We start from the raw sequence: 25457 nt of genomic DNA on the forward strand, positions 1-25457 counted from the left end.
CGAAGAAAGCCATCCCGCCCTCGGACGGGATGGCTCGACGGTCTCGTGGCGTCAGCGGGAGGCCAGCTCCCGATCCCGAGCCACCCCTTCGGTGAGCTCGGACGCCTTCGTGGTTTTCGGGCGTTCGAACTTGTACCCGACGTTGCGCACCGTGCCGATCAGCTGCTCGTGCTCGGGGCCGAGCTTGGCACGCAAGCGGCGGACGTGGACGTCGACCGTGCGCGTCCCGCCGAAGAAGTCGTACCCCCATACTTCCTGGAGCAGCTGTGCCCTGGTGAACACGCGCCCCGCGTGCTGCGCGAGGTACTTCAGCAGCTCGAACTCCTTGTAGGTCAGTTCGAGCGCCCGCCTGCGCAGCCGCGCCGTGTAGGTGGCCTCGTCGATCACCAGATCGCCCACCCGCAATTCGGTACCGGCCGTAGCCGACGCGCTCTCGCGGGTGGTGACCAGCCTCAGGCGGGCGTCCAGCTCCGCGGGCCCGGCGGTGGGGAGCACAATGTCATCGGTGCGCCATTCCGAGCTCACGGCCACGAGTCCGCCCTCGCCCACCACGGCGATCACCGGCGTGGAGTTGTCCGCCTCGCCGGCACCCTTCAACAGGCGGCACAGGCTCTTGGCCGACGCCAGGTCGCTACGAGCGTCGACGACGACGACGTCGAGGTGTCCCGCGTCCAGGAGGGCGGTGACCTCGGGTGCGCGTACCCGTACCGTATGCGGCAGCAGCTCAAGTGAGGGAAGAACGGAGGTGGCTCGCTGTTCCGGGGTCAACATCAACAGGTCCAGGCTCATCGCCACCACCTCGCACGACAGGCTTTCCACCGAACACCGAAACGATGTCTCGGTTCAATCGAGAATAGTGTCGCCTTCCACGGCCACAGGGGTTCTGGAACCGGCGTCACACCAATTCGGGTTCGGTGAAACATGCTTTTAACAGAACGGATGTGATCGTGGACACCGCGGTAACACAAACGGCGCAGTCGGACGGAACGAGGAGCCGGCGTCGAGTGAAGCGCATCGTGATCGTGCTGGTCGTACTCGTGGGGCTGCTCGTGGGCGCCGACTTCGCGGCGGCCGCCTTCGCCGAGCACACCGTGTCGCAAAAGGCTCGCGAACAACTCGAACTGAGCCAGGACCCCGCGGTCGAGATCCACGGTTTTCCGTTCGCCACTCAGGCTTTGTCCGGCGAATACGATCACATCGACATCAGCGCCGACGGAGTACGGGTGGACCCGTTGCGGGACGTCTCCGTGCGCGCGGATCTTTACGACGTCACCGCCCCGATCTCCGATCTCACGTCGGGAAACGTCGACAACATCAAGATCGGCAGGCTCGCGGGGGAAATCACGCTCAAGGCCAGCGACATCGCTCGGGTGGCGCCGCTGACGAACATCGACGACCTGCGCATCGAACCGTCCTCGAAGGCGTACGTGCTCCACGGCGAGGGCGTCGACGAGGAGCAGGCGGCGCAGATCGAGCAGGACAGTGACGAGTCGACCGCGGGAGTACGGCTGTCCGGCAAGGTCGACGTCGCGGGCGAACGCATCGAGATCTTCGCCTTCGCGATGATCGAGCTCGACGGCACCGTCATCCGCATCACGCCGCACCGCCTCCAGTTCGGCAACGACCGCGAGACCACCGTCGTGCCGGAGGCAGTGCAGAAGGCACTGCTGCCGACCTTCGAGGCCGACATCAACGCCGGCGACATGCCGTTCACGGTGACCCCCACCGCCATCAGGGTCGACTCGGGCTCCCTGACCCTGCACGGCGAGGCGGAGAACGTCACGTTCGCCAACGTCTCCGGCGCGTTCGGCGGGTGAGCGACCCATGACCGGAATCCTCGTGCTCGTGGGCACGCTCCTCGTCGGCGCGCTCGCGGGCACGGGGCTGTCCCTACGCAACGGGAGGATCCGCCGCCCCGCCATGGCTTCCGACTCGACGCCCCCACCCACCCCCGTCGCCGACGCGCTCGTTCCCGGCGCGGTGACGCTCGTCCAACTGTCGACCACGTTCTGCGCGCCTTGCCGTCACACGCGGGCGGTGCTGTCGCGGATCGCCGAGAGCACGGCCGGGGTCGCGCACGTGGAGTTCGACATCGCCGACCGGCCTCAGCTCGCCGAGGACCTGCGGGTCATGCGCACCCCCACCACGATCGCCTTCGACGACAAGGGCACCGAACTGCTGCGAATCGGCGGGGTACCGAAGCTCGACGCGCTCCGCGCCGCCTTGGCCCCCCACGTTCGTCTCACAGACTGAACGCCGTTTCCGGAGCGGTATCGCCTGAGTACGCTGAGCGCGTGACCAGGCTGCCTCTCTACCTCCTGACGCAACGGCGCGCCGTCGACCTGTGCCGCGTGCGGAGCAGCCTGTGTCCGTCCGACAGCACGGAGGGAAATCGGCCGACGTACTGGAGGTGACATGTCCGCAGAGGCATCCGTGGACCCTCGTGGCCCCCGGTTCGCGGCTGCGATCACCACAGTCGTCCTCGCGATCGTGCTGGTCAGCGGATGGTGGCCGCTGCTGGCCTTCCAGACCGTGGTGTTCGCCCTCGGTGCTTTCGGTGGACTTCGCATGGCCCCGTATTCGGTGCTCTACCGCGTGCTGATCGCCCCCAGACTGCGACCGACGACCGAACGTGAGGACGCCGCGCCGCTGCGTTTTGCCCAGGGGGTCGGATTCGGGTTCGCCCTCGTCGGGGTCGTCGGCTACGTGACCGGGATTCCCGCGGTAGCGCTGACCGCCACGGCGTTCGCTCTGCTCGCCGCGTTCCTCAACGCGGCGTTCGACTTCTGTCTCGGCTGCGAGGTGTATCCGCTGCTGCGGCGGGTCACACCACGAGACAAGCGCGCATAAGGCGTCCGTAGAGGCAACCCGGTCATTTTCGTTTTGTCGATGGAAGAAAGTGAGTGCCGCCATGAGCCGTGAAGACGTGCTGGTCACCACCCAGTGGGCCGAGGAGAACCTCGGCACGCAGGGAGTCGTGTTCGTCGAGGTCGACGAGGACACCACCGCCTACGACGGCGGCCACATTCCGGGCGCCGTCAAGATCGACTGGAAGAACGAGCTCCAGGACCCCGTACGGCGAGACTTCGTCGACCGCGAGGGCTTCGAGAAGCTGCTGTCGGAGAAGGGCATCGCCAACGACGACCTGGTGATCCTCTACGGCGGCAACAACAACTGGTTCGCGGCGTACGCCTACTGGTACTTCAAGCTGTACGGCCACGAGAAGGTGAAGCTGCTCGACGGCGGCCGCAAGAAGTGGGAGCTCGACGGTCGTCCCCTGTCCACCGACCCGGTGACCCGCGAGCGCACGGACTACAAGGCCAAGGAGCAGGACCGCTCGCTGCGCGCGTTCCGTGACGAGGTCGTGGACGCCATCAACAAGAAGAACCTCGTGGACGTCCGCTCGCCCGACGAGTTCTCGGGCAAGCTGCTCGCCCCGGCCCACCTGCCGCAGGAGGCGGCCCAGCGCGCGGGCCACATCCCCAGCGCGATCAACGTGCCGTGGTCGAAGGCGGCCAACGAGGACGGCACCTTCAAGTCCGTCGAGGAGCTCGAACAGCTCTACAAGGAGGCGGGCCTGGACACCTCCAAGCCCACCATCGCGTACTGCCGCATCGGTGAGCGTTCCAGCCACACGTGGTTCGCGCTGCACGAGCTGCTCGGCCTTGAGGACGTGAAGAACTACGACGGTTCGTGGACGGAGTACGGCTCGCTGGTCGGCGTGCCGGTGGAGACGGGAGAGCGGCGATGACGGACGGCTGCGGAGCGCCGGTACAGACGGCCCTGTCCGACGACGAGGACACTCGCGGACAGGTCGTGGTAGCGGGCAAGGTCACCGGCGCGGGCGGCCCGGTCGGCGGCGCGTACGTGCGCCTGCTCGACTCGGCGGGTGAGTTCACGGGCGAGGTCCAGGCGTCACCGGAGGGGGACTTCCGGTTCTACGCCGCGCCGGGTACGTGGACGGTACGCGCGCTGCATGCCTCGGGCAACGGCGAGGCCAGTGTCCGGGCCGACGGGCCCGGCGTGCACCGGGTGGCCGTCACCGTCGCCTGAGAAATCGTCCCGCGAGGCCACCCCACCGCACGGTGGGGTGGCCTCGTGCTGTGTCGGGGCTCTCAGGGGCCGGACACGTCCCGGACCGGGTCAGCGGGTTATCCTTCCGCCGTGGAGTTCATCTTTACGACCCTGATGGTGTTGATCGTCATCGCGTCCGTGTGGTTCAGCGCCTACGTGGTGTACCGCCTGTACGCCGACAACTGACACCTTTGACGAGAACACCGGCCGACACCGACCGGGGCCTCCCGGTCGCCATCGACCGAACGCCGAGACAGCGAGCCACGACGACGTCATGACAAGCGGCGACGACGCTATCCGAGCTGCCGCGGAGCGAGCCGAGAAGACCGCCCACCGCAACCTGCCGCAGTTCGACGACCTGCCCATTGCCGGTGACACCGCGAACCTGCGCGAGGGAGCCGGGCTCGACGACGCCTGTCTCGCGCTGCTCCCGCTCGTCGGGGTCTGGCGCGGTGAGGGCGAGGTCAGCTACCCCACGCTGGACCGCACGTACCGATTCGCCCAGCAACTCACCATCGCCCACGACGGCAGGCCCTTCCTCTACCACGAGTCGCGCACCTGGCTGCTCGACGACGACGGCGGCATACTGCGGCTGGCCGCGCGGGAGACGGGCTGGTGGCGCCCGCAACCCGACGACACCATCGAGCTGTTGCTCTCCCACTCCACGGGCATCGTCGAGCTCTACTACGGCAGGCCCAGGAATCAGAAGGCGTGGGAACTCGGCACCGACGCCGTGGTGCGCTCGGCCAGCGCCAAGGAGGTCACGGCGGCCAAGCGCTTGTACGGCCTCGTCAACAACGGCGACCTCGGCTGGGTCGAGGAACGCGCCATGATGGGGCAGCCGATGGCCCCGCACGCCTCCGCCGTGCTTCAGCGCGTGGTCGGCTGAGCACCCTCACTCACGCGTACAGCGCTTCGTAGGCCTCGCACAGCTCCCGGTGCAGCGCCGTGGAATCGGGCAGCCGGATGCCGTCGAGCGTGTGCACCCTCGTCACCTTCCGCACCGACGACGCGAGGAACACCCCGTCGGCGGACGACAGCTCCGCGGCCGGGATGTTCTCCACCTTCACCCCCCAGCCCACGGCCTCGGCGGCTCGGAAGACGGCCCGCTGGGTGGTTCCCGGCAGGATGCCGACCGTGGGCGGCGGCGTGTAGAGCGTGTGGTCCCTCACCACGATCACGGTCGACGTCGGCCCTTCCAGCACCGAACCGTCGGTCGTCGTGAAGATGACGTCGTCGGCCCCGCGGCGTTCCGCCTCGCGCAACGCGGCGAGGTTCACCGCGTACGACAGCGTCTTGGCACCGAGGAGCAACCACGGTGCGCGCTCGGCGATGTCCGGGCCGTACCCCCGGTTCAGCAGCGCCACCGCGATGCCCTCGTCCCTGGCCTTCTTGATCTTCTCGTCGATCTCCATGCCCAGCGCGTAGCAGAACGGCTCGGCGTCCGGGTCGCCCTCCGAGCCGCGCGTGTAGACGAGTTTGACGGCGATCTCCGAGGACCCCCGCCAGTTGTCGATCACCTGCTGCACGGCGCCTTCCCACGCCGCCAGGTCGGGCTCGGGGAGATCGAGCATGGCGGCCGACCGGGCGAGCCGGTCGAGGTGCGGTCCCAGCTCCCTGGGTTTGCCGTCCACGACAAGAACCGTTTCGAAGATGCCGTCACCGCGAAGCACTCCGGTGTTGTCCACCCGGACGTACGGTTGAGCGGGGTCTCCGAGGGAACCGTCGAGAAAGGCCAGTACGCGCATGGAACCACCGTACTCACCGACCGTGGGCGGTCCAGCCTACGATCGGGGCATGGCGTATGAGTCTCCGCTGCTGAGGCGTTCCGGCGCCGTCGCACCCCCCGAAGACCACCCCGAAGCCGGTGTTCCGTGGCACTGGGGCGACCCCTTCGCCGAGCAGCGCACCGCCAGCCGCGGCGTGGCCGTCGTCGATCGCTCGCACCGCCGGATCATCACCGTGACCGGCGAGGAACGGCTCTCCTGGCTGCACCTGGTGATCTCCCAGCACGTCACCGCGTTGCCCGACGGCGAGGGCACCGAGGCGCTCGTGCTCGACAGCCAGGGCCGCATCGACGCGCACATGGTGCTCGCCCACGTCGACGGCACCGTCTTCCTCGACACCGACCCCGGCGCCACGGCCACCACGGCACTGCCGAGAAGCGACGAGAAACAGCCGCTCCTCGCCTACTTCGAGGCCATGAAGTTCTGGTCGAAGGTCGAAATCGCCGACGCGAGCGACGACTGGGCGCTGCTGACCCTGCTGGGGCCCGAGACCTTCGACCTGCTCGCGCGTTTCGGCATCGAGCTCGACAAGCGCCCCTACGCGGCCGGCCGGTTCTCCGAGGTCGTGGCGCGGCGGATGCCGTGGCCCGGCCCGTCGAGCGTGGATCTGCTCGTGCCCACCTCGGAGCTCGAAGCCTGGTGGGTGCGGCTGACCGACGCCGGAGCCCGCCCGGCAGGGTCGTGGACGTTCGACGCGCTGCGCGTGGAATCCCTCCGCCCCAAGCTGGGCGTCGACACCGACGAGCGCACGATCCCGCACGAGGTGAACTGGATCGGCTCGGCCGCCCACGTGGCGAAGGGCTGCTACCGAGGACAGGAGACGGTCGCCAAGGTGCACAACGTGGGCCGACCGCCGCGCAACATGGTGCTGCTGCACCTCGACGGCTCACAGGAGATCTACCCCGAAACGGGCGATCCCGTGCTGTTGGGCGACCGCACCGTCGGTCGGGTCGGTAGTGTGGCCCAGCACCACGAACTGGGCCCCATCGCGTTGGCCCTGCTCAAGCGCTCCACGCCCATGGACGTCCAACTGACGGCGGGCGAGCAGGATCGTGCGGTGCAGGCCTCGGTGGACCCCGACTCCGTGCCTCGGGAGCACATCGCCCCCGGACGGGAGGCCGCACAGCGCCTACGCGGCTGACGTGCTCACGTTCCACTGGTGGATTCCAACGTCGTAGAGCAGGATGACCACGTGATCGAAGTCCGGCCCGGCGGACGCCGTCGAATCGACCGAGTGCTGGCCGCCGACTACGCCCGCGACCTCGACCGCCTCCCGATGTCGACATTGCGCGAACGACGTGACGAGGCGGCACAGGAGGAGACCGACCTCTCCTACCTACGACGGCTGCTCCACGCCCGGATCGACATCGTGAAGGCGGAGCAGCAGCGCCGCGCGTCCGGCGGACAAACACGGGTGGTGGACCAGCTCACCGCGATCCTCGCCGACAACGCGTTGGGACCGGCCACGGGCTCGGGTCGCTACCAGAAACTGGAACCGTCGAGGGCGGGCGAGTACCGGCGCAGCGCGGAAGCGCTCGTGGGTGACGCCGATCTCTCCGACGTCACCTCGCTGTCCGACGCCAAGCTCGCGGAGACCCTGGAGAGCTATCGGGAACAGGAGAGATCCGTCTCGCAACGCCGACGTGAGGTCCAAGCCGTCGTAGATTCGTTCAACGCGGAGATCGCACGCCGTTACGCCCAAGGGGTGGCGTCGGTCGACGAACTACTGGAGAGCGAACGCCGCCGGAGTCATTCGGGCAACGACGAGGACTGAGAACGGATCCACATGAGCTTCGCGACAGGCAATCCCGTGCTGGTCGAGGTAATGCGGTCGGGTTTCACCGAGAGCGTGCACCGAGGTGCCGTGGTCGTCACGGCGCCCGACGGCACGGTTCGCGCCGCCCTCGGTGACGTGGACACGCCGGTGTTCCCGCGCTCATCGAACAAGCCGTTCCAGGCACTCGGCATGCTGAAGGCGGGGCTGGAGATCGACGACACCGATCTCGCGCTCGTCTGTGCGTCGCACTCGGGGGAGCCCGGCCACGTCAACCGCGCCCTGGCGATGCTGGCCGCCGCGGGGCTGAGCGAGGACGACCTGCACTGCCCGCCCGAGCCGCGGCGAGCGGCCATGAACTGCTCCGGCAAGCACGCCGGGATGCTCACGACCTGCGTGCAGCGGGGCTGGTCGACGGCCGACTACACCGACCCCGAGCACCCGTTGCAGCGCACGATCGCCGACACGGTGGTCGAGCTGACGGGCGAGAAGATCGCCGCCGTCGGTGTCGACGGGTGCGGCGCTCCTCTGTTCGCGTTCTCGCTCACCGGGCTCGCGAGGGCGTTCTCCTCGGCCTCCCGCACCAGGGTCGGCGAGGTCATGCGCACGAACCCCTGGCTCGTCGCGGGCACCGGCCGGGAGGACACGCTGCTGATGCTGGCGGTGCCGGGCCTGCTGTGCAAGGGAGGCGCCGAGGGCGTGCACGCCATGACGCTGCCGGACGGCACCACGGTGGCCCTGAAGACCGACGACGGCGCGTCGCGAGCGCGGGGGCCGCTGCTCGTGGCCGCGTTGCGGGCGCTCGACGCCGTACCCGACAACCCCGCGGCCCGCTCGGTGCTCGACGGCCTCGGGCGGGGTTCCGGGCTCGTGCTGGGCGGCGGCCGGGAGGTCGGGGAGCTACGCGTGACCACCGAGTTCGCAACCGAGCTGGCGCGTCAGTTGAACCGCTCCCGCGAGGCCAACTCGCTCCAGTAGTCGCGCAGGTTCTCGAACGGCTCGGCGATCTCCTCGACGGCTTCCCGCCGCAGGGCGTCGAGGATGGCGTGCACTTCCTCGGCGCTCGTGTCGGTGGCGAGCACGGGGTCCTCGATCAGCTGGACGAGACCGCCGTAGTCGAGTTCCACGGCCGAGTGAGGGTGGAAGCTCGACAACCACCGGTTGGTCTCGGCGAGGATGCGGGCCGGCCCCGTGTCACCGAGCGCATCGCGTACCAGCACCTCCGCCTCCGTGATGCGCCGCAGTGCGTCGCCCATGGCCACCCGCCACGACACCTCGCGGATGGGGTCCGACGGCCCGCTGCCCAGCACGATCCGCCGTTCGTCGGGATCGACGATCGTGAACCACGGCAGGGGCACGGTCCAGTTGGTCGACAACACGTGCATGCTCGACCCGTACAGGTCCCGCAGCGCGGTGCGTGACCGGCTTCTCACCAACTCGGGAGTGAGCCCCTTCGCGTCGAGCACGGCGTTCCGCAACGCGGGGGGCGCGTCGTCGAGGAAGCTCGCCAGCGCGGCGGCCGAGCGCGCCCTGATCTCCAACGGGCACACGAGCGGCTCCGAGGGCAGCTCCACCGACTCGTCGCTGATCGGCACCTCGCCGGGTTCGATCACGAGCACGTCGGTGAGCAGGCTCGGCGCGGCCCGGCCGTCACGTGTCTCGGCGGGCAACGTGTAGGAGGGTGACACCTGTGATTTCAGCCATAGCCACTGCTCGTGAGCTATCGCTTCGTTGGGTGTCATGTCGGACCGTTCCACCGCCGCGAGCAGCGTCTCGTCCGGCGGGTCGCCGAAGGACGACAGCGGTTCGTACACCCTCAGGTAGGCCGCGAACGGTCGAAGCACCCGTGAATCGTGACATGAGTCGCCCTCTCGCCGGGCACCGGCTGGTCTGTTGAGGGCCTTGCGGGGGATACTGTCAGCGTTCGCACACCGTGCCACGTCGCATAAGCACCCTCGGGCACGGTACGGTGTGTTCAGGAAAGTAGTCGAGACGACGCGGGGCCGCCGATTCCCCCGGCCGCCCCGCCCCTGTGCAAGGGGGTCGAGCCATGGGGCGCGGCCGAGCTAAGGCCAAGCAGACAAAGGTGGCCCGGGAGCTCAAGTACAGCGTTCCCACCACGGACTTCGATGCACTGCAGCGTGAGCTGTCGGGCAAGTCGTCTAACGACGACAGCCGCGAGGACGAGGATCGGTACGAGGACCCGTACGACGACGGGTACGACGACTACCGCCGCTGATCCGACGCGGACGCGAGGGTGGATGCGGAAGGCACCTCGAATCCACCCTCGCGTCCGCGTGTGCTGCGCATCGAGTCCGTGGCGGGCGTTCGCCGGCACTCACCGTGCCGGCGAACGCCGGGCCAGTCATGCCGTCATCCCGGTGACCTAAGCTGCGGCTGTGGACACCGTGGAGCCAGTGGACTCACCAGTGAGGGTCGGCCTCGTCGGCGCCGGGTCATGGGCCCGGCGGGTGCACGCACCGGGCCTCGCTGATCACCCCGCCACCACGTTGAGCGCCGTGTGGACGCGCAGGCCCGAGGCCGGCGCCGAGCTGGCCGAGGCATACGGCGCGACCGCCTGCGACACGTTCGCCGACCTGCTCGGCACCGTCGACGCCGTCGCCTTCGCCGTTCCGCCCGCCGTGCAGGCGGAACTCGCCGTCACCGCGGCGGAAGCCGGCAAACACCTGATCTTGGAGAAGCCGCTCGCCGCCGACCTGGCCGGGGCCGAGCGCGTGGCGCGGGCCGTGTCCGGGTCCGGCGTGGTGGCGCTGCTCATGTTGACTCTGCGTTACGCCCTGCGCACCCGCGACTGGCTGGCCGGTCTCGCCGACACCGGAGGCTGGACCGGCGGGAGCGTCCGGTGGCTCTCGGGCGCCCTGCTCGGGGAGAAGTACGGCAAGGCCGCGTGGCGGCACGAGGTGGGCGCGCTGGGTGACATCGGACCGCACGTGTTCGACCTCATCGACGCGGCGCTCGGCGAGATCACCGCGGTGGTCGCGGCCCGTCGCGACCCCGGTGGGACGTGGCACGTCATGCTGGAACACGACGGCGGCGCGACCAGCACGGTGAGCCTGGCGTCGCGATTGCCGATCATGCCGACGGCCATCGAGTTCGCCGTCCACGGACAGCACGGCCTGCGCCTGCTCGGCAGGGAGCCCGACGGCGAGGCGGCGTCGTTCACCTCGCTGCTCGACGACTTCGCCGCGATGATCGACTCCGGTGTGCGGGAACACCCCTGTGACGTGCACAGGGGTGTTCACCTGCAACGCATCCTCGAAGAGTGCCGCAAGCACGTCGAGGGCTGACCGATCCTCAGGCGGTCGGGGCCTTCTCCCGCTCCTGCTTGCGTGGCAGCAGCCGCCGCAGCGCCGGCCAGGCCAGGACCAGCGCCACGACCACGTAGACCGTCACCGCCATCGGCGAGTTGACGAGCCCGACGAGATCACCGTTGCTGATCTGCAACGCCCTCCGCATCTGCAACTCGGCGGCGGGGCCGAGGATCACCCCGATGATCGCGGGCAGCACGGGCAGCCCGAACCGCCGCATCACGAAGCCGATCACACCGATGCCGAACAACAGCAGCAGGTCGATCACCTGGCCGCCCACCGAGTACGCGCCGACGGAGGCGAAGAACAGGATCCCCGCGTACAGGTAGGGCCGGGGGATGCGCAGCAGCTTCGCCCACAGCGGCGCCATCGGCAGGTTGATCACGAGCAGCAGCGCGAGCCCCACGAAGAGACTGGCGATCAGCGTCCACACGAGCTGGCCCTCGTGGTCGAACAGCAGCGGGCCGGGCTGGATGCCGTACTGCTGGAACGCGGCCAGCATCACCGCGGTGACGGCCGTGGTCGGCAGCCCGAGGGTGAGCATGGTGGTCAGCGTGCCCGCCGCCGACGCGCTCGCGGTGGACTCGGGACCGGCCACTCCCTCGATGGCTCCCTTGCCGAACTCGTCCTTGTGCTTCGACAGGCGCCGCTCGGCGACGTACGACAGGAAGGTGGGGATCTCCGCGCCCCCGGCCGGGATCGACCCGAACGGGTAACCGATCACCGAGCCTCGCAGCCACGGCTTCCAGGTGCGCCGGAGGTCCTCCCGACCGAGCCACGGTGTGCCCGTCGGCAGCGGTTTCTCCGGTGTCTGCCGCAGGTGAGCGGCCACCCACAGAGCCTCGCCCACGGCGAACAGGCCCACGGCCACGATCACCACGTCGACGCCGTCGGCCAGGTGCAGCGAGCCGAACGTCAGCCGGGCCTGCCCGGTCATCTGGTCGAGCCCGATGAGCCCGAACGTCAGGCCGATGAGTAGTGAGGCGAACCCACGTACCCTGGAGCGACCGAGCACCGAGGTGACGGCGACGAAAGCCAGCACCATCACCGCGAAGTAGTCCGGGGCACCGATGTCCACCGCCAGTGACGCCACCACGGGCGCCAACAGCACCAACGCGATCGTGCCGAGCAGCCCGCCGACGAAGTTGCCGATGGCCGCGGCGGCGAGCGCCTGCGGGGCCCGCCCCCGTTTCGCGAGCGGGTAGCCCTCGATGGCGGTCACCACCGAGGCGCTCTCACCGGGGGTGTTGAGCAGGATCGACGTGGTGGACCCGCCGAACATGCCGCCGTAGTAGATACCGGCGAACATGATGAACGCCCCCGTGGGGTCGAGGCCGTAGGTGACGGGCAGCAGCAGGGCCACCGCCATCGCGGGCCCGATGCCGGGCAACACGCCGATGGCCGTGCCGAGCACCACCCCGATGGCCGCGAACAGCAGGTTCGTCGGGGTGAGAGCGGTGCCGAAGCCGTCGAACAGGTTGGAAAGCGACGCTGCGACGTCCATCGACTACAGCACCTCCATCAGGGGACCACCGGGCAGGGGAACTCCCAGCAGCTCGTTGAACACGATCCACGTCACCACCGACAGCACGGCCGCGACGAGGGGATCGCGCACCGAGTTGCGGCTGCCCAGGGCGTACGCGGCGCCCCAGAACATCAACGCCGACGACAACGGGAACCCCACGACGTCGATCAGCGCGGCGTTGACGAGGAACGCGGCGGCCAGCAGCAGGATCGTCCTGGTGTCGGTGGGCGCCGACAGATCGACGTCCTCCCCGCCCTCGGCCTCGCCTCGGCCGCCCCGAAGGACGTCCCGAGCCAGCAAACCGGAGACGAGCAGCAGCAATGTGCCCACGACGACGGGCACGGCCTTCGGTCCGAGCGGTCCGCGCTGCGCGAAGTCGGTGGGCAGGCTCAGCGCGTCCACGACGACCAGGACCCCGAGCACGAACAGGAAGGCGCACAGTCCCAGCTCGCCACGCCCGCGCCACCAACCTCCGCGAGTTGGCTTCTCGTCCGCGCCGGGGTCGTCGGTGGTGTTCACGACGGATGTGCTCATGCCAGACCCAACTCCTTCAGCACCGAGGCGACGCGTTCGTTCTCCTCGGCGAGGAACCGCGCGAACTCGTCGCCCGTGGAGAACGCGTCGCTCCAGCCGTTGACCCGCAACGCCTCACGCCACTGCTCGGTGTCGTGCATCGCGGTGAACAGGTCGATCAGCTTCTGCCGATCCCGCTCCGACAACCCCGGCGGGGCAACGATGCCGCGCCAGTTGGTGAAGCTGACGTCGACCCCGACCTCCTGCAGGGTGGGCGCGTCGATACCGGGCACCCGCTCCGGACTCGTCACCGCCAGCGCTCGCAACTCACCCGCCTCGATCTGGTCGCGGGTCTCACCGATGCCGGACACTCCGAACGCGACCTTGCCGCCGAGCACCGACGCCATCAACTCTCCGCCGCCGTCGAACGGCACGTAGTTGACCTTCTTCGGGTCGAGGCCGATGGCCTTGGCCGTCAGCATCGGCGCGAGGTGGTCGGGACCACCGGGTGAGGAACCACCGCCCACGGGCACCTCGCCGGGATTCGCCTTCCACGCGTCCAGCAGCTCGTGGATGTCCTCGTAAGGCGAGTCCTTGCCGACCACGATGATGTCGGCTTCCTCGGTCAGCTTCACGATGGGCGTCGTGTCCTGCAGCGTGGAAGGCGACGAGTTCGTGTAGACGGAGCCGACGACGCCGAGCCCCATCGACATGGCGAGCTTGCCGTTGCCGCGTTCGGCGACGAGCCGTCCCAACGCGACGGTGCCACCCGCGCCCGGCAGGTTGAACACTTCGGTCGGCCCGTTGAGATCGCTCTCCTCCAGCACCTTCACCGCCGTGCGAGCGGTGATGTCGTAACCACCGCCGGGCGTGTTGGGCACCATCACCCGCAGGCCCCGGATACGAGAACCCGTGTCGTCACCACCGGACGAGACGAGCGGGGGCACCAGCAGGACGAGCAGCAGCGCGCCGAGGACCGCGAGCCACGTCTTCGGTTGGCGCAATTCCCACCTCACTGTGAGCAGGCTGTTCCTTCGTCAGCGCGTCATCGTGCCCCGGGGGCGCCTTCGAGTCGCGCTTGTGGACGTAACGCTCGTTGTGGTCTTTGTGGTCATCCGATCCCGGCCTCCCCGCTGTCATAGTGACCGGGTGGGTAGCAAGGGTTCCTTGGCCAGGCAACTCCTCGGGTGGCACCTGTCGCTGGTGTTCGCGCTGCTCGGCTGCGTCACCGTGTACTCGGTGATCCAGTCGAAACACAACTTCACCGAGGACGAGGGCCGGGCGTTGTTGTCCGTGGCGGAGAGCGTGGCGGCGACACCGGGCGTACGGGTGAGCCTCGCCGACCCCGTGAACCGCGACCCGTTGTCGATCTTCGCCGAGAGCGCCCGGAGCCTGTCCGGGGCGGACTTCGTCACCGTCGCGGGCCCCGACCGGACCGTGCTCGCCTCACCCGACCCCTCCCAACGGGGGAACCCGCTGCCGCTCGGCGAGAGCACGGTGACCTCCGGACATGCGTGGGTGGGCGAGGTGAACGGCTCCCTCGTCGCACACGTGCCCGTGTTCGGGGAGCGGGGCGACATGCTCGGAATCGTCGCCGCGGGCAAGGCCGAACCCGGCTTCTTCGCGGGCATCACCAACCGGCCCGCCGACGCCCTCGCCCTGCTCGGCATCGCCCTCGTGCTGGGGGTGACGGGATCACTGCTGCTCGCGTGGCGGGTGAAACGGCAGACCCTCGGCCTCGAACCGCGGGAGATCACCGGTCTCGTGGAACACCGCGAGGCACTCCTGCACGGCATCAAGGAAGGCGTGGTGGGGCTCGACCAGCAACACCGCATCACGCTCGTCAACGACCACGCGCGGGAGCTGCTCGCACTACCCGACGACTGTGTCGGCACCGCCGTCGACGACCTCGACATCAGCGGCCGGCTCCGCGACGTGCTCACCGGGCGGACGGACGGCGCCGACCAGATCGTGCTGCGGGCGGGCCGGGTGCTCGTGCTCAACCGCATGCCGGTGTCACGCGGCGGACGCAGACTCGGCGCGGTGGTCACCCTCCGCGACCGCACCGAGCTCGTGACCCTGCGGGAGGAGCTGGCCGCCACTTCGCGCACCACCGACACACTGCGTGCTCAGGCACACGAGTTCTCCAACCGCCTGCACACCATCGCCGGACTCATCGAACTCGGCGAGTACGACGAGGTGCGCAACTACGTGAATCTCGTGAACAGGACACACGAGGAATGGCACGAACGCGTGAGCGAGCGGATCGGGGACACCGCCGTCGCCGCGCTGCTCATCGCCAAGTCGAGCCTGGCCGCCGAACAGGGCACGGGCCTGCGGCTGGCCGACGAGAGCCACCTGTCGGAGACCGACGACCGCATGTCGGCCGACCTCGTGACGGTGGTGGGAAACCTCGTCGACAACGCCCTCGACGCCGTGCGCGGCGCGCCCGACGCCTGGGTCGAAGTGGACATTCGCGAGCGGAGCTCGGCCGTCACGGTGGTGGTGCGCGACTCCGGACCCGGCGTCGCGCCGGAGATCGCCACCGAGGTGTTCGCGCACGGATTCACCACGAAAGCCGCCGAACACGGAGGACAACGTGGCCTGGGGCTGGCGCTCACCCGGCAGGCGTGCCGTCGTCGGGGCGGGCACGTCGAACTACGAAACGACGGTGGCGCGGTGTTCACAGCGGTCTTGCCCTACGCCACGGCAGCGGAGAAGGTATCCCCGTGATCCGCGTACTGGTGGTCGACGACGACTTCATGGTGGCGAAGGTGCACAGCGGATACGTCGACCGCACGCCGAACTTCACCGTGTTCGGAAGCCGGCGTCCGGGCACGGCGCCCCTGCCCAAGGGGCTCACCGAGCAGACGGCGGAGCTGGTGAAAGCCGCTCTGACCGACCACCCGGAGGGGCTTTCGGCCATGGAGTGCGCGCACGCCACGAGCTTGTCCCGGCCGAGCGCGAGACGGTATCTGGAGCACTTCGTCGAAACCGGCCGGGCGGAGGTGCGACTGCGTTACGGCAACACCGGTCGTCCCGAGCGGCAGTACCACTGGCGAGGCTGAGCGAGACGTCGCGGTGTCAGCGCTCGTACAGGGCGGCCTCGTTGGGCGCCCGCGGCCCCTCCGGAGGAGGCACCACGGTGTATCCCAGGCTTCCGAGCACCGCGGCCGCCGTGTCGGGTGAGTCGCGGACCACGGCGCGGGTCTGCAACAGCCGCCAGCGGCGTCGGCCGCTCCTCACTGCGGCTTCCCAGCCGGGGCAGGCGTCGAAGTTGAACTCCCTCAGCAGCATTTCGAGGAAGTCCTCCAGACACGGCCGATACCGCGTACCGCCGACGGGGATGTGCACTTGCGACAACAGTCCCTTGTGCTTCGGATTGCAGCGCGCGAGCAGCACGGAGGCGGCTCCCCGCTCGGCGTGCACGTTCCAGTGAGCGGCGGGCACGCTGCGAGCGTCGTGGAGATAGTCCAGCCGCAACAGCGGGGTGCCTTCCTGAAGCGACCTCACCTCGAAGCTCGACTTACGCACGGCGAGGTGGGAATCGGCGTGGTCGGGAGCGCACCAGTAGTACAGGTTCAGATCGGCCACGTGGGCGCCGTCGTGAAGGAGCCGGATGCTCTGGGACTTCTCGGCGCTGCCGGGTCGGATGACCCGCCATTCCCGCTTCCGGATCACCTTCAGACGCCGTTCCTCGGGGTCCGCCTCCCGGAACGGCGGAAGCACGGAGTCGAGCAGGTCTTGGATCTGTTGGGCGAAATCGGTCGTGGCGTGGTCGAGATCGAAGGACACGCTCACTCGCCGAGCAGGAACGAGATCTCGTCGAGCCGCTGAAGCGCGTCGCGTTCCTCGGAAGTGGCGACCTCGCTGCGCACGCGCTCACGCAACTCCTCGGGCGTGAGCCGCAACCGCTGCAACAGCACTTCACGACTACGGAGTAGTTCCTCGGTAGTCACATCGATCACGGCCACCGTCATTTTCGCCTCCCCTCGCGAGTTCATTGTCCCCCACCCAGCGACAGGTTCGAGGCACTCTCAGCCACTTCAGTACCCGATTGGGCGAAGCCCGAACCTCTGGCCAGGCGTTTCTGCCCACCCCGAAGGAAATCCATTCGAACAGGTGTACGAATCACCGTGTCCGCAAGTTACGCACGCGTGTCCTCAATCTGCGAACGCGTGTTCGCACTTCTCGTACGGGAGCCCCGGCGACACCTGGGGTTCGGGGGTCCCTGAAGTGCGAACACGCGTGCATAACCTGCGGACACGCGTGCACAGGCTGAGGACACGGCGGTCAGAAGCGGGGGTGGTCTCCCGTGAGCGTGACGCGCGGGCCGTCCGGGTCGTCGGACGGGCGAACCTCGCCCAGCACCCACGCGGGCAAGTGCCTCGCGGTGAGCAGCGCCAACGCCCGATCCACGTCCTCCGGCGACACGACGACCACCATGCCGACGCCCATGTTGAACGTGCGCTCCATCTCGTCGCGCTCGACCCGACCGCGCTGCGCGATCACCGCGAACACCGGGTCGGGCGTCCAAGTGTTCCGTTCGAGCTGGGCGACGACGCCGTGGGGCAGCACCCGCGCGAGGTTCGCCTGCAACCCACCCCCCGTGATGTGCGCGAACGTGCGCACCTCGGTCTCGGCCACGAGGGCGAGGCAGTCTTTCGCGTAGATCCGGGTGGGTTCGAGCAGCTCCTCGCCGAGCGTGCGGCCGAACTCCTCGACGTGCCCCTCCAACGGCATGCGCGCGATGTCGAGCAGCACGTGCCGGGCGAGCGAGTACCCGTTGGAGTGCAGGCCCGTGGAGGCGAGCCCGATCACGACGTCCCCCGGCCGCACCAGGTCCGGCCCGAGCACGGCCGACGCCTCGACCACGCCGACGCCGGTGGCGGACACGTCGTAGTCGTGCTCGCCCATCATGCCGGGGTGCTCCGCGGTCTCCCCGCCGAGCAGCGCGCACCCGGCGCGCACGCAGCCTTCCGCGATCCCCGAGACGATCGCCTCGATCTTTTCGGGGATCACCTTGCCGACCGCGATGTAGTCCTGCAGGAACAGCGGCTCCGCGCCGGTCACCACGAGGTCGTCCACCACCATCGCCACGAGGTCGATGCCGATGGTGTCGTGCTTGTCCAGCGCCTGCGCCACCGCGATCTTGGTGCCGACCCCGTCGGTGGAGGAGGCGAGCAGTGGTTCGGTCCACCGTCCCGTCTTGAGCGCGAACAGCCCGGCGAAACCACCGACACCGCCCACCACCTCGGGCCGCGACGCCCGCGCGGCATGGGGTTTGAGCAGCTCGACGGCTTTATCGCCTGCGTCGATGTCAACACCGGCGGCGGCGTACGTGGCGCGCGCGGACTCGCTCACGAAAGCGGCTCCATCCTCATTCCGTAACGACTAGGGACGCCGAACGGCATCCTCGGCACCGTACCCCGAGGCCGAGGTGGGTAACTGACTCGGCTTGTCCCCCCAGCTCTCCTCGGAGTCGTCGGAGGAGCCGAGGTTCTCCAGCAGATGCTTGCCGATCAGTTCCTCGTCGGGGAGCGGGATCGGGTACTTGCCGTCGAAGCAGGCGGTGCACAGCCGGGACACGGGCTGCTCGGACGCGGCCACGAGGCTGTCCAACGAGACGTATCCGAGCGAGTCGGCCCCGATCGAACGGCGGATGCCGTCGAGATCGGCCCCGTTGGCCACGAGTTCGGCCCGCGAGGCGAAGTCGATTCCGTAGAAGCAGGGCCAGCGAACGGGCGGCGAGGCGATGCGGACGTGTACCTCGACGGCTCCCGCCTCGCGCAGCATCCGCACGAGCGCGCGCTGCGTGTTCCCCCGCACGATGGAGTCGTCCACCACGACCAGCCGCTTGCCGCGGATGACCTCGCGCAACGGGTTGAGCTTCAGCCGAATGCCCAGTTGGCGAATGGTCTGGGAAGGCTGGATGAAGGTGCGCCCGACATAGCTGTTCTTCACCAACCCCGAGCCGTACGGGATGCCCGACGCCTGTGCGTAGCCGATGGCGGCCGGGGTGCCCGACTCGGGCACGGGGATGACCAGGTCCGCGTCCGCGGGGTGTTCGCGCGCCAGCCTGCGGCCGATCTCGACGCGGGTGGCGTGCACACTGCGTCCCGCGATCACCGTGTCGGGGCGAGCCAGGTAGACGTACTCGAAGACGCAGCCCTTGGGCTCGGGGACGGCGAACCGGGAGGACCGGATGCCGTCCGCGTCGATGGCGATGAGCTCGCCGGGCTCGACCTCGCGCACGACGGACGCGCCGATGATGTCCAGTGCCGCGGTCTCGCTCGCCACCACCCAGCCGCGTTCGAGCCTGCCGAGCACGAGTGGCCGGATACCGTGCGGGTCACGAGCGGCGTAGAGCGTGTTCTCATCGGCGAACACGAGGCAGAACGCCCCCCGAACGCTCGGCAGGAGTTCGAGGGCCGCCGCCTCGATGCCGCGGTCGGCGGCGGTGTGGGCCAACAGCCCGCACAGCAGGTTGGAGTCGGTGGTCGCACCGCCGCGCTCGACGACTCCGAGTTCCCTGGCTCGTTCGTGCAGCTCGTGCGTGTTGACCAGGTTTCCGTTGTGGCCGAGGGAGATCCCCGTGTCGGCGGTGGTGGTGCGGAAGATCGGCTGGGCGTTCTCCCACGTCCCCGAGCCGGTGGTGGAGTAGCGGCAGTGGCCGACGGCGACGTGCCCCTGCAACGACGACAGCACCTGCTCGTCGAAGACCTGGCTGACCAGGCCGAGATCCTTGAAGACGACGATCCGCTTGCCGTCGGACACCGAGATGCCCGCGGCCTCCTGACCTCGGTGCTGCAAGGCGTACAGGCCGTAGTACGCCAGCTTGGCGACATCCTCACCCGGCGCCCACACACCGAAGACGCCGCATTCCTCGCGAGGCTCCGGCTCCAGAGGTTCCGGTTCCACCTGATCCGCCCGGACCTGATCCACGAAGAGGCTCCCTACGTTGAGAACGGGCCGCCCCTAGTCTAGGCACGAAAGCCAGAGGGGCGACCCGTCCCGTGATCTGGAGCTCATGCGGTGGCACGAAGCCACTTGGCCCGGCCGCGGGGACCGCTGACCCAGCAACCCCGCCCGGTCGCACCGCGGGAAAGCGATTGCGACGCGGAGCTGTCGGGCAGTTCGAGCAGCGCGTCGACCACCTCTCGAATGTGGCCTTCCCGCCGCCACAGCAGCGTGGTGGGCGCGAGGACGTCGACCTCGTCGGCGGGCATCCGCATGGCCGTGACCTCGTCCTCGGCGTCGAGCCGGACGACGTCGACCACGGTGCCGTGCACCCGGACCCCGACGACGCTGATGATCTCGCCCTGCGCGTCGCGCGGGTGCACGAACTTGTATCCCCGCTCGATGAGCCTGCCGAGCGCGTTCTCCACCTCGGCGGCCGCCGCGTCCTCGGGCGTTCCGGCGTCGATCTCAGCGGGCGAGGTCATCGAACTCACCATCCTTGGCCCCCGCGAGGAACGCGGCGATCTCGGCCTTCGTGTAGACCAGCGCCGGGCCGTGCGGATCACGGGAATTACGGACGGCCACGTCTCCCGAGGCTAGGCGAGCGACCTCCACACAGTTGCCCATGGAGCCGCTGTGGGAGCTCTTGCGCCAGGTCACGTCCGTCAGAGAACCGGCGGAGACGGCCGCGCCCCCACTGCTGATCGCCCTGTCCATGATCCTCACCTTCCCGACTGAAAACCCTTCGGAGGATGCATCTGCACGTGCATTTGGTTGTGCACGCACGGTAACACCCTCGCCTGCAGGTGTGAATGCACGTGCAGATGCGCGAGCGGCAAGATTAATCACATAGTGACATGGATCACTTTGGGCAACCTTTCCGCAGTTCAGCACGCAAGTTGATCACCTGCGGAAATATGAACGCAAAAGTAGGTCAGCTCTCGGAGAGGACCTTGGAGATCAACTGTCGGGACCGTTCCGGGGTCTCGGCGTCCAGGGCGAGCCGATCGAGCGACCTCCCGATCAGCTCGATCTCGTCCGGCCGCTCCAGGTAGATGCCACCCGCGATGTGGTCGACGTAGCCGATGTTGGGCAGCTCCGGCTGCGCGAAACGCAGGAGGGTGAACGGGCCGTCGGCGGCGTACCCGCTGCGGTCGTACGGGACCACCTGCACCGTGATGTTCGGCAACGTGGTCGCCTCCAGCAGCCGCTTGAGCTGCTCCCGGTGCACCTTCCGACCACCAACGGGGCGGCGGAGCACCGATTCGTCGAGCACCACCCACAACCTCGGCGCGTCGGGCCGCAGCAGCAGCCGCTGGCGCCGCATCCGCAGCGCGACCCTCGACTCGGCCTCCTCGCTCGCCGCGTCGGGGACGCCGTGCGTGATCACCGCCCGCGCGTAGTCCTCGGTCTGCAACAGGCCCGGCACGAACTGCAGCTCGTAGGTCTGGATGCGCGAGGCCGCCTCCTCCAGGCCGAGGAACGGCTCGAACCACTTGGGCGTGTAGTCGTTGAACTTCTGCCACCAGCCGGGCTGGTTGGCCTCCCTGGCCATTTCGAGCAGCACGTCGCGCTCGCTCGAGTCCGTGACGCCGTACAACGTCAGTAGGTCGGCGACGTCCCGCTCCTTGAAGCCCACCCGACCCAGCTCGATTCGGCTGATCTTCGACTCGGAGGCGCGGATGTGGTAGCCCGCTTCCCCTCGGGTGAGGCCCGCCTGCTCACGCAACCGACGCAGTTGCGCACCGACGATCATTCGACGAGCGGTGGGGGTACTGGGTTCGGCCCCGGAACCGCTTCGCGCAGCCATTCTCGCTGTCGTTTCCTTCCCAAGTCTGCTCGTTCCGCAGGCACGGCCGGTGAATGGTATCCGGAAGAACGCACCTGATCATCGAAAGTACCGCGCGATTCGACACCGCCCCAACCGTCACGGCGAGGTTTCGCGCACGGCGCCACTACAGCCGGACGATCGGCAGCCAGCGCGAGATGTCGGCGCGTGTGCCGGACGCCGTGACCCTGCCGTCCTCCACCGCGTCGGTCCACTCCGAACGCCCCAGGGCGAGTTCCAACCAGGTCCGGGGGTCCGTCTCCACGACGTTCGGGGGCGTACCGCGCGTGTGGCGGAGGCCGGCCACGCACTGGACGGCCGCGAACGGAGGGACCCGCACCTCGACGCTGCGACCGGGAGCCACGGAGGCGAGCGTCCGCAAGCTCAACCGGACGGCCTTCGCCAACTCCGCCCGCGCGGGCTCGGGCTCCTCACCGTCGAGCCACGGAACCACGGCCTCGCACGCGGCACGCAACTCGCCGGGATCAATCAAGCGTGAAGACGGCATGTTCCCACAGTAAGCTGGTGATAACTGCCGGCACGGACACCACCTGGGGAAGTACATGGGCCAGCGCGACGACTCACACCGCCTCGTGCCCGAACAAGCCGCTGCCGTCCGCAAGCCCGAGATCACGGCCGAGATGCGGGCCAACGCGAAGGCGAATCCCGGCAGCTGGCTGTACGTGATCGACGAGGCGTTCGACCCGAACGGCAACGTGCCCTCGTGGGCGGTTGTCGGCGCCTATCCGGTCAACGACCGGGGCGAGATCGTGGACGACTTCCACTTCAACAACCACTACCGGCCTTCGCCGCAGGCTCTCGGCTTTCCCGCGCCCAGCAGCGAACTGGAGTACCTTCTCCAGCTCGTCTACGCACGACACCGCCCCGAGGAGGACCTCGCGCCCGCGGTGCTCGACGCCGAGCTGTACGTCTTCGCCTACACACCCTCGCAACGCACCCTGGTCGGTTTCCACGACCTGGACGGCAACGTGGTGGTCCCCGCCTACACCGCGAAGTCGCTCGCGCCCCGCGACTGGCCGCACGCCAGGAAGGTGCGCGGCGGGGACATCATCGAGCTGCTCGGCGGCTGCCCGCTCGCCCTGAACCCGGACGACGTCATCACGGCCCTGGTGACTCCGGAGGAGCTCCGGCGCGCCGCCCGCTGGCGCTGAACGCGGCAGGGCCGCCGTTTCCCGATCCCGTCCGCGACTCGTCGCGAGGGATCGCGCTCCCGTTCCGCGCGCCTTGGCGGCCCCGACGGAACGGACGCCGACGTCTTGAAAAAACCTATCCTCCTTTCGTCGGTAATTAGTCAAGAAATTTACCCACTCGGCCTAAAGTCTTCACGCCAACTAGTGACAACCTCGGCGTGCTGTGCTCACAATCAACCGCTGAACCGCCACGTTGAGTGAGCGGTTCACAGCGAGGGCACAGTTCGAGGAAAGGACAGTTCCGATGGGCATCGGACGGAGAAGATGGCGGATCGCCGCCGCCACCGTCGCCGCATCCGTCAGCGCGCTCCTGCTCGGCGCACTGACCCCCGCGGCGGCCGAGGTCGCCCCCAGCGCGAACGACCGGCCCCAGATCGACCACCCCATGGGTTCGCAGATCAGGAAGCACGAGGGCGACAACTCGAACTCGTACACGAAGCGGCGCGCTCTGGAACCGCGGGGGCTGAACTCCGACGGCATGCAGGCCTACGCCACGGTTCCGGGCATCGACGTCAGTAGTTGGCAAGGAAACGTCGACTGGGCTTACTGGTGGAATCAGGGCAAGCGATTCGCATACGTCAAGGCGACCGAGGGAACGAGTTACAAGAATCCCTATTTCGCGCAGCAGTACAACGGTTCGTACAACGTGGGCATGATCCGAGGCGCGTATCACTTCGCGCTTCCGGACGTGTCGTCCGGCGCGGCCCAGGCCAATTTCTTCGTCGACAACGGCGGCGGTTGGTCCGCTGACGGCAAGACGCTTCCGGGTGCTCTCGACATGGAGTACAACCCGTACGGCGCGACCTGCTACGGCCTGTCGAAGGCGCAGATGGCGGCGTGGATCAAGGACTTCCACGACACCTACCACGCGCGCACGGGCCGCTGGCCGGTCATCTACACGTCGACGAGCTGGTGGAGCCAGTGCGTGGGCACCTCGGGCGACTTCTCCAGCACCGCGCCGCTGTGGGTGGCGCGCTACGCCTCGTCGGTGGGTGAACTGCCGTACAACTGGGGCTACCACACGTTCTGGCAGTACACGTCGAGCCCGATCGACCAGAACTCGTTCAACGGCGCCTACGAGAGGCTTCAGGTCCTCGCCACCGGCTGAGGCTCGTTCCTTCCCCGAAAGTCACACGACGAAGCCCCGCTCTCCCGAGCGGGGCTTTCTCGTGTTCTCGCCGCTTTCGGCCTCACCACCGCCGAGGGACCACGGGGTGGCATGGCTCACCGATCGTATTCGGGAAAACGCGTCCTTCCACGTCCCGCACATGAAACCCTGGGGGGCCGGACCTACGTCTGAGAAGAGCAGACACTCACAGCCGCCCACGGACACCGACATCGGCGCGACAGCGGAGAGCGTCACTGGGGGGCACCGTCCACGGAAGGCAACACGATGACGTATCCACCGCAGCCGCCCTGGCAACCGCCCTACGGACAACAACCGGGCCAGGGCATGCCGCCGTCCGGGCAGTTTCCGAGCGGAACACCACACGGTGGGCAGCACCCTCAGTACGGTCACCCACAGCCGCCGTTCGGACAACCCGGTGGTTTCGGGCAGACTCCGAAGAAGAGCAAGACCGGCCTGGTTGTCGGAGTCGGAGTCGGTGCCCTCGCCCTCGTCGCGTTCCTCGTCACCGGACTCGTCGCCCCCGGTTTCCTCCTCGGCGACGACGAAGCCACGAGCGACGACGCCGCTGCGGCCGGTGCGCCGCCCCAGCCCGGCGGCCCGAGCTCCGCGATGGTGCCGACCCAGGCCGCGCCGGCCTCGGACACCGATCCGACGTCAGTGCTCACCAACTTCCTGGAGGCCGTGAACACTGGTGACTCCACCACGGCGATGGGGATGGTGTGCGAGGAGGTCCGGTCCGACATCCAGGCGACGGTGGACACCGTCATCGCGAGTTCGGGACAGTTCTCCCCGGCGGGAGAGTTGCTGGAACAGCCCACCCAGGACGGTACGGCCTACCTTCTCGACCTGGAGGGAACCTCGAACAACAAACCGGTGACCGGATTGCTGGCAGCCGCGCAGTTCAACGACCCACCACGCCTCTGCGTAGCCGGTTTCAGCATATTGGACCCGGAGGCCTGGGAACAAGAGGCCAAAGCGGAGAAAACACAATTCCTGGAGAAATTCCATGACGCCCTGAATTCCGGGGACTCCAACACCCTGACCGGAATGATGTGCAGCCAGCCGGACGAAGGAGCCGCGGAAGCCGTCCAGGAAGCGGTCTCTCTCGGCGGGGAATTCCGCATGGAGAACACCGAAGTCGACGCAATCAGCGGAAACACCGAGTTCGTGAACTCGAATGATGACACCCTCTGGATTTTCGTGCAGAGGGACCCGGCGGACCCGGATGCGGAAGGACTTTGCGTCCTTCGCGCCCAAATCGATTACGGCGATTGACCAAAGAAGCGAAAGCGTCCCCGAGCCCCGGAGAGCACTCTTCGTCGAAATT

30 protein-coding genes are annotated in these 25457 nt (G+C 68.4%); 16 read left to right on the plus strand and 14 right to left on the minus strand.

Annotation, left to right across the window (positions count from 1 at the left end; all coding sequences use genetic code 11):
- Positions 1–51 precede the first annotated feature (51 nt).
- Complete coding sequence (locus tag SACGLDRAFT_RS20225; RefSeq protein ID WP_005466867.1) at positions 52–789, minus strand: winged helix-turn-helix transcriptional regulator; 738 nt, start codon at positions 787–789, stop codon at positions 52–54.
- Positions 790–1004: 215 nt separating this feature from the next.
- On the opposite strand from SACGLDRAFT_RS20225, the gene SACGLDRAFT_RS20230 reads away from it, so the two are divergent.
- The 6 genes from SACGLDRAFT_RS20230 (at position 1005) to SACGLDRAFT_RS20255 (ending at position 4963) form a co-directional block, all read left to right on the plus strand.
- On the plus strand, positions 1005–1817 hold the full coding sequence (locus SACGLDRAFT_RS20230; protein ID WP_005466868.1) for an LmeA family phospholipid-binding protein: 813 nt from the start codon (positions 1005–1007) through the stop codon (positions 1815–1817).
- A 7-nt stretch (positions 1818–1824) separates the two neighbouring features.
- Positions 1825–2253 carry a TlpA family protein disulfide reductase gene (locus SACGLDRAFT_RS20235; protein ID WP_005466870.1) on the plus strand — a complete coding sequence of 143 codons (429 nt, stop codon included), beginning with the start codon at positions 1825–1827 and terminating at the stop codon, positions 2251–2253.
- A gap of 162 nt (positions 2254–2415) precedes the next feature.
- Complete coding sequence (locus SACGLDRAFT_RS20240) at positions 2416–2850, plus strand: DUF4395 domain-containing protein (protein WP_005466871.1); 435 nt, start codon at positions 2416–2418, stop codon at positions 2848–2850.
- 61 nt (positions 2851–2911) lie between these two features.
- Positions 2912–3751, plus strand: coding sequence for a sulfurtransferase (locus tag SACGLDRAFT_RS20245; protein ID WP_005466872.1), 840 nt, complete (start codon positions 2912–2914; stop codon positions 3749–3751).
- The gene (locus SACGLDRAFT_RS20250) at positions 3748–4053 is read left to right on the plus strand and encodes a DUF1416 domain-containing protein (protein ID WP_005466873.1); all 306 of its coding nucleotides are present in this window, start codon (positions 3748–3750) and stop codon (positions 4051–4053) included. The genes SACGLDRAFT_RS20245 and SACGLDRAFT_RS20250 overlap by 4 nt, the downstream gene beginning before the upstream one ends.
- A 295-nt stretch (positions 4054–4348) precedes the next feature.
- Entirely contained in the window at positions 4349–4963 is a 615-nt protein-coding gene (locus SACGLDRAFT_RS20255) for an FABP family protein (RefSeq protein WP_005466875.1), read from the plus strand.
- A gap of 10 nt (positions 4964–4973) precedes the next feature.
- Here SACGLDRAFT_RS20255 and SACGLDRAFT_RS20260 read toward each other — a convergent pair whose 3' ends face one another.
- A complete protein-coding gene (locus tag SACGLDRAFT_RS20260) occupies positions 4974–5822 on the minus strand; it encodes an aminodeoxychorismate lyase (protein WP_005466876.1) in 849 nt (282 codons plus the stop codon).
- Positions 5823–5871: 49 nt separating this feature from the next.
- On the opposite strand from SACGLDRAFT_RS20260, the gene ygfZ reads away from it, so the two are divergent.
- From ygfZ to SACGLDRAFT_RS20275, 3 genes are read left to right on the plus strand one after another with little or no spacing between them, the layout of a single operon-like run.
- The gene (ygfZ, locus tag SACGLDRAFT_RS20265; RefSeq protein ID WP_005466877.1) at positions 5872–7002 is read left to right on the plus strand and encodes a CAF17-like 4Fe-4S cluster assembly/insertion protein YgfZ; all 1131 of its coding nucleotides are present in this window, start codon (positions 5872–5874) and stop codon (positions 7000–7002) included.
- Positions 7003–7053: 51 nt separating this feature from the next.
- Complete coding sequence (locus SACGLDRAFT_RS20270) at positions 7054–7635, plus strand: RsiG family protein (RefSeq protein ID WP_005466879.1); 582 nt, start codon at positions 7054–7056, stop codon at positions 7633–7635.
- Between the two features lie 12 nt (positions 7636–7647).
- A complete protein-coding gene (locus tag SACGLDRAFT_RS20275) occupies positions 7648–8613 on the plus strand; it encodes an asparaginase (protein ID WP_005466880.1) in 966 nt (321 codons plus the stop codon).
- Here SACGLDRAFT_RS20275 and SACGLDRAFT_RS20280 read toward each other — a convergent pair.
- The gene (locus SACGLDRAFT_RS20280; protein ID WP_005466881.1) at positions 8574–9479 is read right to left on the minus strand and encodes a hypothetical protein; all 906 of its coding nucleotides are present in this window, start codon (positions 9477–9479) and stop codon (positions 8574–8576) included. The two genes, SACGLDRAFT_RS20275 and SACGLDRAFT_RS20280, sit on opposite strands and share 40 nt — an antisense overlap.
- 206 nt (positions 9480–9685) lie before the next feature.
- Here SACGLDRAFT_RS20280 and SACGLDRAFT_RS20285 point away from each other — a divergent pair, with 206 nt between their 5' ends.
- Positions 9686–9874: a DUF3073 domain-containing protein gene (locus SACGLDRAFT_RS20285; protein ID WP_005460313.1), complete on the plus strand. Its 189-nt coding sequence runs from the start codon at positions 9686–9688 to the stop codon at positions 9872–9874.
- A gap of 178 nt (positions 9875–10052) precedes the next feature.
- Complete coding sequence (locus SACGLDRAFT_RS20290) at positions 10053–10943, plus strand: Gfo/Idh/MocA family protein (protein ID WP_040919367.1); 891 nt, start codon at positions 10053–10055, stop codon at positions 10941–10943.
- A gap of 7 nt (positions 10944–10950) precedes the next feature.
- On the opposite strand, the gene SACGLDRAFT_RS20295 is transcribed toward SACGLDRAFT_RS20290, so the two are convergent.
- From SACGLDRAFT_RS20295 to SACGLDRAFT_RS20305, 3 genes are read right to left on the minus strand one after another with little or no spacing between them, the layout of a single operon-like run.
- Positions 10951–12468 carry a tripartite tricarboxylate transporter permease gene (locus SACGLDRAFT_RS20295; RefSeq protein WP_005466883.1) on the minus strand — a complete coding sequence of 506 codons (1518 nt, stop codon included), beginning with the start codon at positions 12466–12468 and terminating at the stop codon, positions 10951–10953.
- Positions 12469–12471: 3 nt separating this feature from the next.
- Entirely contained in the window at positions 12472–13023 is a 552-nt protein-coding gene (locus SACGLDRAFT_RS20300) for a tripartite tricarboxylate transporter TctB family protein (protein WP_005466884.1), read from the minus strand.
- Positions 13020–14006 carry a Bug family tripartite tricarboxylate transporter substrate binding protein gene (locus SACGLDRAFT_RS20305; protein WP_005466885.1) on the minus strand — a complete coding sequence of 329 codons (987 nt, stop codon included), beginning with the start codon at positions 14004–14006 and terminating at the stop codon, positions 13020–13022. Before SACGLDRAFT_RS20305 ends, SACGLDRAFT_RS20300 begins: the two co-directional genes overlap by 4 nt.
- 145 nt (positions 14007–14151) lie before the next feature.
- On the opposite strand from SACGLDRAFT_RS20305, the gene SACGLDRAFT_RS20310 reads away from it, so the two are divergent.
- Together SACGLDRAFT_RS20310 and SACGLDRAFT_RS20315 are read left to right on the plus strand one after the other, a co-directional pair.
- A complete protein-coding gene (locus SACGLDRAFT_RS20310; protein WP_040919369.1) occupies positions 14152–15735 on the plus strand; it encodes a sensor histidine kinase in 1584 nt (527 codons plus the stop codon).
- Positions 15732–16070, plus strand: coding sequence for a helix-turn-helix domain-containing protein (locus SACGLDRAFT_RS20315; protein ID WP_005466887.1), 339 nt, complete (start codon positions 15732–15734; stop codon positions 16068–16070). Before SACGLDRAFT_RS20310 ends, SACGLDRAFT_RS20315 begins: the two co-directional genes overlap by 4 nt.
- 16 nt (positions 16071–16086) lie before the next feature.
- Here the strand turns inward: SACGLDRAFT_RS20315 and SACGLDRAFT_RS20320 are convergent, their stop codons facing one another.
- The 8 genes from SACGLDRAFT_RS20320 to SACGLDRAFT_RS20355 form a co-directional block, all read right to left on the minus strand.
- Positions 16087–16797 carry a hypothetical protein gene (locus SACGLDRAFT_RS20320; protein ID WP_232284006.1) on the minus strand — a complete coding sequence of 237 codons (711 nt, stop codon included), beginning with the start codon at positions 16795–16797 and terminating at the stop codon, positions 16087–16089.
- Positions 16798–16799: 2 nt separating this feature from the next.
- Positions 16800–16982 (minus strand): hypothetical protein, encoded by a 183-nt coding sequence (locus tag SACGLDRAFT_RS20325; RefSeq protein ID WP_005466889.1) that lies wholly within the window; start codon positions 16980–16982, stop codon positions 16800–16802.
- A gap of 313 nt (positions 16983–17295) precedes the next feature.
- Positions 17296–18366 (minus strand): phosphoribosylformylglycinamidine cyclo-ligase, encoded by a 1071-nt coding sequence (gene purM, locus SACGLDRAFT_RS20330; protein ID WP_005466890.1) that lies wholly within the window; start codon positions 18364–18366, stop codon positions 17296–17298.
- A gap of 30 nt (positions 18367–18396) precedes the next feature.
- The gene (purF, locus tag SACGLDRAFT_RS20335) at positions 18397–19947 is read right to left on the minus strand and encodes an amidophosphoribosyltransferase (protein ID WP_005466891.1); all 1551 of its coding nucleotides are present in this window, start codon (positions 19945–19947) and stop codon (positions 18397–18399) included.
- 83 nt (positions 19948–20030) lie between these two features.
- The gene (locus tag SACGLDRAFT_RS20340; RefSeq protein ID WP_040919372.1) at positions 20031–20447 is read right to left on the minus strand and encodes a hypothetical protein; all 417 of its coding nucleotides are present in this window, start codon (positions 20445–20447) and stop codon (positions 20031–20033) included.
- Positions 20431–20679, minus strand: coding sequence for a DUF397 domain-containing protein (locus tag SACGLDRAFT_RS20345; protein WP_005466893.1), 249 nt, complete (start codon positions 20677–20679; stop codon positions 20431–20433). Before SACGLDRAFT_RS20345 ends, SACGLDRAFT_RS20340 begins: the two co-directional genes overlap by 17 nt.
- Positions 20680–20896: 217 nt before the next feature.
- Entirely contained in the window at positions 20897–21772 is an 876-nt protein-coding gene (locus SACGLDRAFT_RS20350) for a helix-turn-helix domain-containing protein (RefSeq protein ID WP_005466894.1), read from the minus strand.
- Positions 21773–21917: 145 nt separating this feature from the next.
- Positions 21918–22298, minus strand: coding sequence for a sterol carrier family protein (locus SACGLDRAFT_RS20355; RefSeq protein ID WP_005466895.1), 381 nt, complete (start codon positions 22296–22298; stop codon positions 21918–21920).
- A 55-nt stretch (positions 22299–22353) separates the two neighbouring features.
- On the opposite strand from SACGLDRAFT_RS20355, the gene SACGLDRAFT_RS20360 reads away from it, so the two are divergent.
- The 3 genes from SACGLDRAFT_RS20360 to SACGLDRAFT_RS20370 all read left to right on the plus strand — a co-directional run bounded on the left by SACGLDRAFT_RS20360 (position 22354) and on the right by SACGLDRAFT_RS20370 (position 25405).
- Positions 22354–22962 (plus strand): type VII secretion system-associated protein, encoded by a 609-nt coding sequence (locus SACGLDRAFT_RS20360; RefSeq protein ID WP_005466896.1) that lies wholly within the window; start codon positions 22354–22356, stop codon positions 22960–22962.
- 283 nt (positions 22963–23245) lie between these two features.
- Positions 23246–24109 carry a lysozyme gene (locus SACGLDRAFT_RS20365; protein WP_005466897.1) on the plus strand — a complete coding sequence of 288 codons (864 nt, stop codon included), beginning with the start codon at positions 23246–23248 and terminating at the stop codon, positions 24107–24109.
- Between the two features lie 345 nt (positions 24110–24454).
- Complete coding sequence (locus tag SACGLDRAFT_RS20370) at positions 24455–25405, plus strand: hypothetical protein (protein ID WP_040919374.1); 951 nt, start codon at positions 24455–24457, stop codon at positions 25403–25405.
- The last annotated feature ends 52 nt before the right edge of the window (positions 25406–25457 follow it).

Source organism: Saccharomonospora glauca K62 (assembly GCF_000243395.2).
GTDB lineage: Bacteria > Actinomycetota > Actinomycetes > Mycobacteriales > Pseudonocardiaceae > Saccharomonospora > Saccharomonospora glauca.